Source organism: Microbacterium sp., assembly GCF_046295495.1.
GTDB lineage: Bacteria > Actinomycetota > Actinomycetes > Actinomycetales > Microbacteriaceae > Microbacterium.
In genome coordinates this window covers 22,597-35,339 of the sequence record NZ_JBKBNC010000029.1, presented here as the reverse complement: position 1 = coordinate 35,339, position 12,743 = coordinate 22,597, and the positions used below count along the sequence as shown (strand labels likewise).

Annotated in this window: 12 protein-coding genes; 10 read left to right on the top strand and 2 right to left on the bottom strand. The window is 70.4% G+C overall.

Going from position 1 to position 12,743, the window contains the following annotated elements; genetic code table 11:
- Positions 1–238 precede the first annotated feature (238 nt).
- From ACK4LS_RS10980 to ACK4LS_RS10955, 6 genes are all read left to right on the top strand, one after another.
- A complete protein-coding gene (locus tag ACK4LS_RS10980) occupies positions 239–1,465 on the top strand; it encodes an MFS transporter (protein ID WP_409717024.1) in 1,227 nt (408 codons plus the stop codon).
- A 125-nt stretch (positions 1,466–1,590) separates the two neighbouring features.
- Complete coding sequence (gene treS / locus ACK4LS_RS10975) at positions 1,591–3,816, top strand: maltose alpha-D-glucosyltransferase (protein WP_409717028.1); 2,226 nt, start codon at positions 1,591–1,593, stop codon at positions 3,814–3,816.
- A gap of 44 nt (positions 3,817–3,860) precedes the next feature.
- Complete coding sequence (locus ACK4LS_RS10970) at positions 3,861–4,412, top strand: GIY-YIG nuclease family protein (RefSeq protein WP_409717022.1); 552 nt, start codon at positions 3,861–3,863, stop codon at positions 4,410–4,412.
- A gap of 128 nt (positions 4,413–4,540) precedes the next feature.
- Complete coding sequence (locus ACK4LS_RS10965) at positions 4,541–5,266, top strand: hypothetical protein (protein WP_409717020.1); 726 nt, start codon at positions 4,541–4,543, stop codon at positions 5,264–5,266.
- Between the two features lie 88 nt (positions 5,267–5,354).
- Entirely contained in the window at positions 5,355–6,974 is a 1,620-nt protein-coding gene (locus tag ACK4LS_RS10960; RefSeq protein WP_409717018.1) for an ATP-binding protein, read from the top strand.
- Positions 6,971–8,128: a hypothetical protein gene (locus ACK4LS_RS10955; RefSeq protein WP_409717016.1), complete on the top strand. Its 1,158-nt coding sequence runs from the start codon at positions 6,971–6,973 to the stop codon at positions 8,126–8,128. Before ACK4LS_RS10960 ends, ACK4LS_RS10955 begins: the two co-directional genes overlap by 4 nt.
- A gap of 9 nt (positions 8,129–8,137) precedes the next feature.
- Here ACK4LS_RS10955 and ACK4LS_RS10950 read toward each other — a convergent pair whose 3' ends face one another.
- On the bottom strand, positions 8,138–8,509 hold the full coding sequence (locus ACK4LS_RS10950) for a response regulator transcription factor (RefSeq protein WP_409717014.1): 372 nt from the start codon (positions 8,507–8,509) through the stop codon (positions 8,138–8,140).
- Positions 8,510–8,623: 114 nt separating this feature from the next.
- On the opposite strand from ACK4LS_RS10950, the gene coaE reads away from it, so the two are divergent.
- The 3 genes from coaE to ACK4LS_RS10935 all read left to right on the top strand — a co-directional run bounded on the left by coaE (position 8,624) and on the right by ACK4LS_RS10935 (position 11,871).
- Positions 8,624–9,226: a dephospho-CoA kinase gene (gene coaE, locus ACK4LS_RS10945; RefSeq protein ID WP_409717012.1), complete on the top strand. Its 603-nt coding sequence runs from the start codon at positions 8,624–8,626 to the stop codon at positions 9,224–9,226.
- Positions 9,227–9,364: 138 nt separating this feature from the next.
- Complete coding sequence (gene uvrB / locus ACK4LS_RS10940) at positions 9,365–11,434, top strand: excinuclease ABC subunit UvrB (protein WP_409717010.1); 2,070 nt, start codon at positions 9,365–9,367, stop codon at positions 11,432–11,434.
- Between the two features lie 14 nt (positions 11,435–11,448).
- Positions 11,449–11,871, top strand: a complete 423-nt coding sequence (locus ACK4LS_RS10935) for a VOC family protein (RefSeq protein WP_409717008.1) — start codon at positions 11,449–11,451, stop codon at positions 11,869–11,871.
- Positions 11,872–11,943: 72 nt separating this feature from the next.
- Here ACK4LS_RS10935 and ACK4LS_RS10930 read toward each other — a convergent pair whose 3' ends face one another.
- Positions 11,944–12,186, bottom strand: a complete 243-nt coding sequence (locus ACK4LS_RS10930) for a hypothetical protein (protein WP_409717006.1) — start codon at positions 12,184–12,186, stop codon at positions 11,944–11,946.
- Between ACK4LS_RS10930 and ACK4LS_RS10925 the strand changes: the two genes are divergently transcribed.
- Entirely contained in the window at positions 12,179–12,643 is a 465-nt protein-coding gene (locus tag ACK4LS_RS10925) for a MarR family winged helix-turn-helix transcriptional regulator (RefSeq protein WP_409717004.1), read from the top strand. The genes ACK4LS_RS10930 and ACK4LS_RS10925 overlap by 8 nt on opposite strands.
- The last annotated feature ends 100 nt before the right edge of the window (positions 12,644–12,743 follow it).

Here is a 12,743-nt window from a genome sequence, read left to right as displayed (position 1 = left end):
AGCCTCTCAGCGCCGATGGTACTGCAGGGGGGACCCTGTGGGAGAGTAGGACACCGCCGGACTTCCTTTACCGAAATGGCCACCCAACGCTGGGTGGCCATTTCGCATTTACGGGCACAAAGAATCCCCCGCGACGCCACCCCGTGTCGCGGGGTGGCAGCGCCGGTACGTTCCACACCCCGTCCCGGGTGCGAACGCACCGGCGCTTCCACATGCCCGGCGCACTAATGTCGAGCGGGTGGGCGACTTCTCGGGACATGTACCGGGGAGCCGTGAATACCGTCGGCTGCTGATCGGACTCTTCTTCGGGGGCGTCGCGACGTTCGCCCAGCTGTACGCGACGCAGGCGCTGCTTCCGGCGATCGCGACCGACACGGGCGCGGGCCCCGCTGCCACCGCCCTCACCGTCTCGGCATCGACGCTGGGGCTGGCGGTCGCGGTCCTTCCGTGGTCGGTCGTGGCCGACCGGATCGGACGCGTGCCGGCGATGGCGATCGGCCTGATAGCGGCCACGGCGCTCGGTGCGCTGACGCCGTTGGCGCACGACATCGTTCTCCTCCTCGGCATCCGGCTGCTGGAGGGGGCGGCTCTCGGTGCCGTGCCGGCGGTCGCTCTCGCCTACCTCAGCGAGGAAGTCGACCGACGCCACGTCGCGGCAGCGGCGGGCTCCTACATCGCCGGGACCACTGTCGGCGGGCTGTCGGGGCGCGTCGTCTCCGGCTGGGTCGGTGAGGCGGCCGGGTGGCGGTGGGGCGTGGCATCCGTGGTTCTGGTGTGCGTGGTCGCCGCGGTGCTGTTCCTGTGGCTGGTGCCGAGAGCGCGTGGGTTCGTGCCCGGGCGGTCGCGGTCGGTGCGCGGTCCCTCGATCCTCCGGAGACTCGCCGTGAATCTGCGGTCGCCCGTGCAGCTCGCGCTCTATGCGCAGGGGTTCCTTCTGATGGGCGCCTTCGTCGCGGTGTACAACTACCTGGGGTTCCACGTCACGGCGCCGCCGCTGTCGATACCGCCGACGCTGGTGACCCTGCTCTTCCTGGCCTACCTCGCGGGGACCGTGTCGTCGCCGCGAGCGGGGGCACTCGCGGTGCGACACGGCCGGCTGCCGGTGCTGCTCGTCAGTACGGGGGTGATGGTCGGCGGTGCCGCGCTCATGCTCGTCCCGTTCGTCGCCGCGGTTCTCGTGGGGCTGATCGCCTTCACCGCGGGCTTCTTCGGCGCGCACGCCGTGGCATCCGGCTGGACGCCGGTGGCTGCCGAGCCGGACGTCCGAGCGCAAGCCTCGTCGCTCTACTACCTCGGGTACTACGCCGGGTCGAGCGTGTTCGGCTGGGTGCTGGGCGTGGTGTTCGGCGCCGCGGGGTGGGCGGGTTTCCTCGGCGTGGTGATGATGCTGTGCACTGTGGCCCTCGTCGTGGCGGTGGTCGCTCTGCGGGGAGCGCGTCCGAGCGCGGGGTGGTCGCGACGCTGACGCGTCCGGGATGTGTCGACACGGCGCGTGTCGAGGTCAATGCCCACGGTGCTCTTGTGTGGGAGCGACTAGCGTCGATGGTGACGTGAGGGAGGTCGGGAGTGGACGACGCCGACGAGCAGGCCATGACGGACGACGCGGTCGAAACCGTGAGCGAGATCAGCTATGACGAACAGCGCTACCCGGCGCGGCCCCGACGGCTGCGCCCGCGAGATCAGTTCCGGGGCGGGACGCTGCGGCGCTTTCTGACCGACCCGCGTAACGCGAACGGCGGCAACCCCTCCTACGTCGAGTGGCTGGTGCGTCAATCGATGCTCAAGGACGCCGACGTGCTGAGCCGTCAGCTGTCGGGGCAGCCCTCGATGTGGCGCAATCCGTACGCGCGGCCCGACGCGCGTCGCGCGATCGAGTCGACGGACGTCTGGTTCACCGCCTATCCGATCTCGCTGATCACGCGGCCGGGGGAGTCGTTCCTCGAAGCGCTCGGCGACGAGGCGTTGTGGGAGGCCTTCGAGTGGGTGGGGATCAACGGCATCCACACGGGTCCGGTCAAGCGCGCGGGCGGGATCACCGGATGGCAGGAGACGCCCAGCGTCGACGGCCACTTCGACCGCATCAGCACGCAGATCGATCCCGAGTTCGGGGATGAGAACGCGTTCCGTCGCGTCGCCGACGTCGCGGAATCGCACGGCGGCAGCGTGATCGACGACATCGTTCCGGGTCACACGGGCAAGGGGGCGGATTTCCGTCTCGCCGAGATGGCGTACAAGGACTACCCCGGGATCTACCACATGGTCGAGATCCCCCGGGAGGACTGGGGAATGCTCCCCGAGGTGCCCGCCGGTCGCGACTCGGTCAATCTCGATGCCGAGGCCGAGCGCGAGCTGAGCGCGCGGGGTTACATCATCGGCGAGCTGCAGCGCGTGATCTTCTACACCCCCGGTGTGAAGGAGACGAACTGGAGCGCGACGGCCCCCGTGGTGGGAACCGACGGGCTCGAGCGTCGCTGGGTGTACCTGCACTACTTCAAGGAGGGACAGCCCTCGATCAACTGGCTCGACCCCACCTTCGCCGGGATGCGGCTCGTGATCGGCGACGCCCTTCACTCCCTCGGCGACCTCGGGACGAGCGCCCTGCGCCTGGACGCCAACGGCTTCCTCGGCGTGGAGAAGAGCGCGGAGGGCCTGCCCGCGTGGTCCGAGGGCCACCCGCTCTCGCACGCGGCGAACCACATCATCGCCGGTATGGTGCGAAAAGTCGGCGGGTTCACGTTCCAGGAGCTGAACCTCACGATGGAGGACATCCGCGATACGGGGGCCGTGGGCGCCGACCTGTCGTACGACTTCGTGACGCGGCCGGGGTACCACCACGCGCTGGCCACGGCGAACACCGAGTTCCTTCGACTCGCGTTGACGACGGCCCTGGAGACGGGCGTCGAGCCGGTGCAGCTCGTGCACGGGATGCAGAACCACGACGAGCTGACCTACGAACTGGTGCACTGGGCGACGACCCACCGCGAGACGCTCTACCCGTTCCGCCACGAGGAGCGGACCGGCGCGGAGATCGCCGAGACGGTGCGCGCGGAGCTGACCGAGAAGCTCACCGTCGACGCGGACTACAACCTCGTGTTCACCCAGAACGGCATCGCCTGCACGTCGGCATCCCTCATCGCGGCCACGCAGGGCAAGGCCACACTCGACGAGATCACCGAGGCCGACGTCCCCGCCATCCGCGATGCGCACCTGCTGCTGGCGAAGTACAACTCGTGGCAGCCGGGCGTGTTCGCCCTCTCCGGGTGGGACCTCACGGGGTCGCTCACCCTCCCCGCCGACGACGTGCGGCACCTGATCTCGTCGGGCGACACGCGATGGATCGAGCGCGGCGCGCACGATCTGCTCGACGTGGCCCCGGACGCCGCCTCGAGCGTGTCGGGGATGCCGCGTGCGCGTTCGCTGTACGGCTCCCTCGGAGACCAGCAGGCGGATCCGCAGTCGTTCCTCTCGGGGCTTCGCGATGTGCTGCGCATCCGTGGGGAGCACGGGATCGCCATCGCGTCGCAGGTGGACATCCCGCAGGTGGGCCACCCCAGCATGCTGGTGATGGTGCACCGGCTCGACGGGGGAGACCGTCGCGCCGACGATGCGCCCCTGCAGATCACGGTGCTCAACTTCTCGGGCGAGACCATCGAGGGCACGGTGCGTTCGGAGTGGCTCGTGCCGCGCAGCACAGCGGTGGACGCGGCGAGCGGAGACGTGGTCGGCCGCGTCGACGAACTGCAGAGCTTCTCGCTCGAGCTCGGGCCCTACGCCGGGCTCTTCCTCGTGCTGGAGGTGCCCGAGAGCGACGACTGAGGTCGGACGGGGACGATGTCGGGGGCCGGGCGTAGCGTGAAGCCATGCCCGCCCCCGCCTGTCTGGTCCCCGCCTGCCGAGCGGTGGTCGACTCCGACGCGCCGATCGCCCTGTGCGCGTGGCATCTCGCCGTGGGGAGCGAGTGGACGACCGCGCGCGACGGGGTGACCGACCTGCTGCCGACGCCGTGCCGCCTGTGCGGATCCCGCCTGGGGGTGCGGTGGCCCAGCGGCTGGTTGTGCGCCGTGTGCGAGTGGCGGCACGGGGAGCCGATCGACGACGAATTGCCGCCGCCGCGTGTCGACGTCGTGTATTACCTCCGGTACGACGACCGCGTCAAGATCGGCACGAGCGCGCGACCTCGACTGAGGTTGGCGGCCATCTGGCACCAGGAGCTGCTCGCGTTCGAGCCGGGCGACCGCCTCGTCGAGCGAAGACGCCACGCCCAGTTCGCCGCGGAGCGGTTCGGAGGGACCGAGTGGTTCCGCCGCAGCCCGGCGCTGGACGCGCACATCGGGGCCCTGTCTGCGGGCGTCGACGATCCCTGGGACCGCTATGCGCGGTGGACGAGCGAAGCGCTCGCCCGACGGGGGTGACCGGGACGACCGGGGATGCCACGGCGGGCATTGCGAAGCGCAGGGGAGGCTCGCGGACCGCGGGACAAGCCCCCGCGTACGCCGAGGGCCTGCTCTAGCCTGGGCCGCAGAAAGAAGGAGACCACGACATGGGCCTGTTCGACCGACTGTTCGGCGCCGGTGATCGCACGCCGGACCGCGCCGAGACCACCTCCCGCCGCGAGACGGCCAGTGAGCAGCGCGACGCCGAGGGCCGTTACGCGCCGCCGCCGCCGAGCTCGGCGTCCGTCGCGCCGGCCGAGCCCATGGCATCCGCATCCGACGAGGACCGGCGGGCGATCGAACGGTACCGCTACCTGCTGCGCACGGCCCCTCCCGAGACGGTGGAGCAGGTGCACGCCGAGGCCTTCGGCAGGCTCACCCCGTCGCAGCGTCGGCAGGTGCTGCACGAGATGTCGGCGGGACTCGCACCCGCCGACCGTCCCGCGAACGACGATCCCGGCGCGCTGGCTCGAGCGGCGACGCGCGCCGAGTACATGCAGCCCGGGTTCATGGAGCGCACCTTCGGCGGACGTTCGTTCGGCGGCGGGGGCGGATCGGGCTTCGGGTCGATGCTCGGCGCGTCCATGCTCGGCACGATCGGCGGGTACGTCGTGGGCTCGGCGCTGGTCGGGGCGATGTTCGATCCGGGATACGACGCCGGGTACGCCGACGGCGTGGCCGCGGACACCCCCGAGGCCTCCGGCTCCGACGGATGGGCGGATGCGGGGGCGACGGATGCCGGTGGCGGCGCCGCGGCCGACGTCGGCGGTGGGGATTTCGGCGGTGGGGACTTCGGAGGTGGGGACTTCGGCGGCGGCGACTTCGGCTTCTGAACCGCGCGAGGCGTCCACCGGCGGACGCGTCGGCGTGCCGCGGGGGCGCGACGCCTCGGGTGGCGCGTCAGGCGCTAGGGTCGAGGCCATGGCGCCCCCCGTTCCGAGTGCGCGCCTCGGACTGAGCCGCAGCCTCGTCGCGAATCAGATGCTGCTCGCCGCGGCGACGCTCCTCGGCGTCATCGTCTCGATGCTGGTCGACCAGGTCACGGACCCGCCGCTGTTCTTCGCCGGCGCGGCGTTGCTCTTCGCGTGCGCGATCTTCGCCGTCCTCCTGCCGTGGGAGCGTCTGCCGCGGTGGTGGGCGGCGCTGTTGCCGATCATCGACGTCCTTGCGGTCGCGTGCATGCGCGAGAGCGCGCCGCTCGCGGGTCTCGGCCTGCTGTGGACGTTCCCGGCGTTGTGGATCGGCACGGTGTTCGGGCTGCGCGGAGTGATCGCGATGTCGGCAGCCGTGACGGTGGTGATGATCCACCAGTCGATCTCCGTGGAACTGCACCGTTTCACCGCCTCGACCCTGGTGCTGCCGTTCGTCGTGGCGGCGCTGTCGTCGATCGCCCACTTCACCGCTCGGCGCGCGAAGGCGCAGCGGGAGCTGCTCGAGAAGCAGTCCGCCGAACTCCGGCGCGCCGTCGATCGCGCACGCCGGCAGGAGGACCTCGTCACCGAGGTTCTGGATGCCGTGGACTTCGGCGTCACGCGCATCACCGCCGCCGGCGAATTCGCCGTGACCAACACCGCGCACGCGCGCCTGTTGAACACCACCGATGCGCTGGGGCGCGAGATCGAGGTGTTCGCCGCCGACGGTGCGACCTCGATCGCGGCCGAGGCCACGCCGCTCGCCCGCGCGCGGGCGGGCGAGGTCTTCGAGGGCGAGCTGGTCTGGTACGGCGCCCCGGGTGAGGACCGCCGCGCGCTCAGTGTGACCGCCCGCCGATTGCCCGCCGCGGAGAACGGCGAGGAGAACGGTGTGGTGGTGTCACGCGACGTCACCGTCGAGGAGCAGGCACGTCGAGCACGCGAGGACCTCGTGGCGAGCGTCTCGCACGAGCTGCGCACACCGCTGACCTCGATCATCGGCTACCTCGAGTTGGCTCTCGACGACCCGTCGATCGCCCCCGGTACGCGCGAGCGTCTGTCGGTCGCCGAGCGCAACGCCTCTCGCCTGCTGGAGCTCGTGGCCGACATCCTGGCGATGTCGGCGACATCGCGGGAGGGAGTGGGCGTCGAACTCGAACTGCGCTCGACCGACATCTCCGCGGTCGTGCGCGCCGCCATCGAATCCATCGCCCCGCGTGCGGCCGACCATGGCGTGCAGATCGATTCGTCCGAGGTGGTCCAGGTGCGCGCCGTCGTCGACGCCCGGCGCGTGCGGCAGATCGTCGACAATCTGCTGTCGAACGCGATCAAGTACATCCCGCGCGGCGGATCGGTCGCGGTGGCCGTGCAGCAGGACGTGCACTCGGTGTCGATCGTCGTCTCCGACGACGGCCCCGGTATCTCGACGACGGAACAGGGGCGTCTGTTCGAACGGTTCTTCCGCGGTGATGCCGTCCGCAAATCCTCGGCGCACGGAAGCGGTCTGGGCCTGGCGATCAGTCGCGACCTGGCGCGCGCCCACGGCGGGGAGGTCAGCGTGCGCACCGCTCCCGGCGAGGGGGCGACCTTCACCGTGCGCCTCCCCCGAAACCCCCGGGAGGGTGAGTGAACATCGATGTTCTGACGCTGCAGATCGCCGCTGCCCTCGTCATCGTCGTGTCGACCGTGATGTATCTGCTCGACACCCTCATGCTCAAGGACGGCCTCCCCGGCCGGCTGTGGGCGAGCGCGTACCTCTCCGGAACGTTCTCGGCGGTGTGCTATCTCGCCTGGCTCCTGCTGCCCGACGCGTTCGTCGCGGTGGCGGTGGGAAACGGCGCCTTCGTCGCCGCAACGGGATTCATCTGGCTGGGATCTGTGGCGTTCAACGGGCGCGCGATGCGGATCCCGTCGATCACGATGGCAGCGACGGTGCTGCTCGTCGTCGCCTCGGCGCTCGCCGCCGGCCCCGGCGGAGGCGACTGGGCCGGCGCCCTCCCCCTCTTCCTCGGCAACGCCCTGTTCGCGATCCTCGGAACGGTCGAGACGCGGCGGGGGGCGATCGGGAGGCGTTGGAGCGCGAGCGGCCTGACGGCGATCCTGGCCGTCGAAGCGCTGTGGTTCCTGAGCCGCGCGGCGGTCTTCGTGGTGCTCGGTCCGGACAGCGAGCTCTTCCGCTCCTGGTTCGACACGCGCGTGTCGGCTTTCCTCACGATGACGCTGGTGATCGCCGCGGTCACGGTGACCTCGGTGCTCCGCGCGAACGAATCGACCCTGCGCGGTGCCCCCAACGTGCAGCGACTGTCGGTGGACGGCAACGGCGTGCTCTACCGGGAGTCGTTCCGGGCGGCGCTCGCGATCATCTGCGCGCGAGCCGAGCGGGCGGGCGAGGGCCTCTGCGTGATCGGCATCCGCATCGACGATCTCAAGCGCGTCGCCGTGGCCTTCGGCCCGGAGGATGCCGAGGCCATCGCGAGCGAGATGAGAGCGTCGGTGCGACGGCACGCGCCGACCATGGCGCTCGTCGGCGAAGCGGACACGACCGGCCTCGCGGTCGCCTTCACCACCGGGCCGACGACCGACGTCGGGCGCGCGGCGCGCGTGCTGCACGAACGGGTGGTCGGCGACCTCTCGCGTGTGGGGTCGTCGCTCGTTCCCGTCGTGGGGGTGGGGGTGGCCCTGAGCGCCGATCACGGATACGACTCGCTCGCCCTCACCGTCCGAGCCGACGAAGCGGCCGCCCGAGCGGCGGCGACCGGGGAGCAGTCGTTCCGGATGGGCTGACGGCCGGGGTCAGCTCGCCGCCGCAGCGAGTTCCTCGACACGCTGGCGCAGTTCTCTGGGCCGGAAGGGTTTGGTGAGGTAGTCGTCGGCGCCGGCCTCGTGACCGGCGCGCTGCTCGGCCTCGTCTGCCCGCGCGCTCACCATCAGGATGCGCGTGGCGCTGAACGCCCGGATGCGGCGTGCGGTCTCGAACCCGTCGATACCCGGCATGCTCACGTCCAACGTCGTGACGACCGGATCGTGGCGGCGTACGAGCTCGATGCCGTCGAGTCCGGTGCTGGCGGCGTGCACGACGAAGCCCGCGCTTTCGAGCACGGCGGACACCAGGCTGCGGATGTCGAGATCATCCTCGATCACCACCGTGGTGCGGGGGTCGGTCATGTTCGGGCTTTCGTCGGGCAGGTCGGGAGCGGTCCCACCTGGTCGAATCGTAGACGACGCGGACACCCGTCGCTGGCCCTCGCCCGGAAAGCGGGGGTATGGCATCCTCTTCGGGTGCCTCTTCTCGCGCTGACGGGTGGGATCGCCTCGGGCAAGTCCACCATCGCCGCCCAGCTCGCCGACCTCGGAGCGGTGATCGTCGACGCCGATGCGATCGTGCGCGAGGTGCAGGCGCCCGGTTCCCCCGTGCTCGACGCCATCGCTCGCGAGTTCGGCCCCGACGTGCTGCGTGCCGACGGCTCGCTCGACCGAACCGGCCTCGGTGCCCGGGTGTTCGGGCATCCCGAGCGCCTGGCGGCGCTGAACGCGATCGTGCACCCGGCGGTGCGTGCGGAGTCGGCGCGGCGCTTCGACGAGGCGCTGTCGCGCGAACCGGATGCCGTCGTCGTGTACGACGTGCCGCTGCTGGCCGAGGCGCGGTCGGGCGATGCCTGGGATCTCGTGGTGGTCGCGCACGCGCCGGCCGAGGAGCGCGTGCGTCGCCTGGTCGAGCAGCGCGGCCTCGACGACGCCGACGCCCGTCGACGGATCGGATCGCAGGCCACCGACGAGGAGCGCCTCGCCCTGGCCGACGTGGTCATCGACACCTCGGACACCCTGGATGACACTCGGCGCCAGGTCGTCGACCTCTGGGAGCGCGTGACGCGGTCGCCGTGAAGACGGGGCCCACGACCGGGTGACGGTGCCCGGCGTCCGGGCCGCCGGGCGACGCGGGGCCCGTCGCCGGCGTGGTCTGCTCGCGCACGGCGAACACAAGCCGCCCCCGATGTCGGAGGCCCCGCCTACGCTGGAATCATGCAGGCCACGCGATCCGTCCGCCCCTTCGAGGTCATCAGCGAATACACCCCGTCCGGCGATCAGCCCAAGGCGATCGCCGACCTCGCGGGGCGCATCAACGCCGGTGAGACCGACGTGGTGCTCCTGGGTGCCACCGGTACCGGCAAGTCGGCGACCACCGCGTGGCTCGTGGAGCAGGTGCAGCGGCCGACGCTCGTGCTCGCACACAACAAGACCCTGGCCGCCCAGCTCGCGAACGAGTTCCGCGAGCTCATGCCGAACAACGCGGTCGAATACTTCGTCTCGTACTACGACTACTACCAGCCCGAGGCCTACGTGCCCCAGACCGACACCTTCATCGAGAAGGACAGCTCGGTCAACGCGGAGGTCGAGCGCCTGCGTCACTCCACGACCAACTCGCTGCTCTCGCGGCGCGACGTGGTGGTGGTCTCGACGGTGTCGTGCATCTACGGCCTCGGTGCGCCGGAGGAGTATCTGCGCGCGATGGTCGCGTTGCAGGTGGGGGAGCGCTACGACCGCGACGCGCTGATCCGCAAGTTCATCTCGATGCAGTACAACCGCAACGACGTCGACTTCTCGCGCGGCAACTTCCGTGTGCGCGGCGACACGATCGAGATCATCCCGGTGTACGAGGAGTACGCGATCCGCATCGAGATGTTCGGCGACGAGATCGAGGCGCTGTACACGCTGCATCCGCTCACCGGTGACGTCATCCAGAAGATGGCGTCGGTGCCGATCTTCCCCGCGTCGCACTATGTGGCCGGTACCGACACCGTGCATCGCGCGATCGGCACAATCGAGCACGAACTCGAGCAGCGCCTCAAGGAGTTCGAGAGCCAGGGCAAGCTCCTCGAGGCCCAGCGTCTGCGCATGCGCACGACCTTCGACCTCGAGATGCTGCAGCAGCTCGGTTTCTGCTCGGGCATCGAGAACTACTCGCGGCACATGGACGGCCGCATGGCGGGCGACCCGCCGCACACGCTCCTCGACTTCTTCCCCGACGACTTCCTCCTCGTGATCGACGAGTCGCACGTCACCGTGCCCCAGATCGGTGCGATGTACGAGGGAGACGCCTCGCGCAAGCGCACCCTCGTCGAGCACGGCTTCCGCCTGCCGAGTGCCATGGACAACCGACCGCTGCGGTGGGACGAGTTCAAAGAGCGTGTGGGCCAGACCGTCTACCTCTCGGCCACCCCGGGACGCTACGAGATGGGGATCGCCGACGGCGTGGTCGAGCAGATCATCCGCCCGACGGGTCTGGTCGACCCCGAGATCATCGTGAAGCCCTCCAAGGGGCAGATCGACGACCTGCTCGAAGAGATCCGCGTCCGCGTCGAGCGGGACGAGCGCGTGCTCGTGACCACCCTCACCAAGAAGATGGCGGAGGAGCTCACCGACTTCCTCGGCGAGCACGGCGTGCGCGTGCGGTACCTGCACTCCGACGTCGACACCCTGCGACGCGTCGAGCTGCTCACCGAACTGCGTGCGGGCGTGTACGACGTGCTCGTCGGCATCAACCTCCTGCGCGAGGGTCTCGACCTGCCCGAGGTGTCGCTCGTGGCGATCCTGGATGCCGACAAGGAGGGATTCCTGCGCAGCGGCACCTCGCTCATCCAGACGATCGGCCGCGCGGCGCGAAACGTGTCGGGCGAGGTGCACATGTACGCCGACAAGATGACCGATTCGATGCGCAACGCGATCGAGGAGACCGAGCGGCGTCGAGAGAAGCAGATCGCCTACAACACCGAACACGGCATCGATCCTCAGCCCCTCCGCAAGAAGATCGCCGACATCACCGAAGTCCTCGCCCGTGAGGCGACGGACACCCGGAAGCTCCTCGCCCGCAACGACAAAGCGGGCAAGGGCAAGTCGCCGACCCCGCAGCTGCGCCGGTCCGGGATTGCCGCCGAGGGCGCGGACCAGCTCGAGTCGACCATCGCGGATCTCACGCAGCAGATGCTCGCCGCGGCAGCGGAACTGAAGTTCGAGCTCGCCGGCCGACTGCGCGACGAGGTCCAGGACATGAAGAAGGAGCTTCGCGCCATGGAGCGCGCCGGGCACGCCTGAGCGGGGGAGCAGCCATGCAGCAGCGCGTCACTCTCATCACGCTCGGTGTGCACGACCTCGATCGTGCCCTCGGCTTCTACGGCGCTCTGGGGTGGGAACCGCACCCGTCGTCGGTCGACGGCGAGGTGGCGTTCTTCGACGTGGGCGGCATGGTCGTCGCGCTGTGGGATCGCGCGAAGCTGGCTGCCGACTCCGGTGTCGCGGACTCCGGGGGATGGGGTGGAGTCGTGCTCGCGCACAACGTGGAGGAGCCCGCCCACGTCGACGAACTGCTCGCCCAGGCCGTCGCGGCGGGGGCCGTGCTCGCCCGGGCCGGGGCGCCGACCGCGTGGGGCGGTTACTCCGGTGCCTTCATCGATCCCGACGGGCACCCCTGGGAGATCGCCGTCAACCCGGAATGGCCGCTCGACGACGGGGGACGCCCGCGCCTGGGATGAGCCCCGGCCGGCTCGACGGTTCGCCGCCTCGCCGGCGGCCGTCTCGATCGCATCGACCGCCGGGGACGGGCCTCAGGGGCAGTGCAGGAGCGGTTTGGGGCCGGTCCGGTCGACGGAGTGCTCCGACATGGCGTGTCCGCAGAGCGGACAGGGTCTTCCGGTGCGCACGGGCTCGGGGGTCGTCTCGTAGGGGCCCACCGACGCGGGGCCGGCGACGCGGATCAGACGGGAGTTCAGGTACTGGTACCACCCGCCGGCTTCGCGGACGCGCTCGCGCAGAGGCGGGCGGTCGGCATCCTTTCGTGTCATGATCATTAGTGTACTAACTAATGGAGGGGCCGGCGTGGACGATCCGCTGAAGCTGGAGAACCAGGTGTGTTTCGCGCTGGTCACCGCGGCGCGCAACGTCGTGTCGATCTATCGTCCGGTGCTGGAGCCGCTCGGGCTGACGCACCCTCAGTACCTGGTGATGCTCGCGCTGTGGGAGGAGGCGCCCCGCTCGCTCGGCGCCCTCGCCACCGCGCTGGCCATGGAGCCGGCGACGCTGTCTCCGCTGGTCAAGCGCCTCGAGGCCCAGGGGCGTATCACGCGGAGCCGCCGCGCCGACGACGAGCGGGTGCTCGACATCTCACTGACCGACGACGGCCGGGCTCTGCGCGATCGCGCTGTGGCCGTGCCCGCGGAGATCATGGCACGCGTCGGCATCGACGAGCGCGCGCTGATCGCCCTTCGCGACGGGTTGGCACCGTTCGCGGCGCAGGTCACGGATTGACCGGCGCGTCCGGGCCGACTGCCGCGCCGCGTCGACATCGTCGGGTGTGGGGAGCGGGGTGACACGGAGACCGCGTCGACCCGCCGTCCGCGTGGGGGCA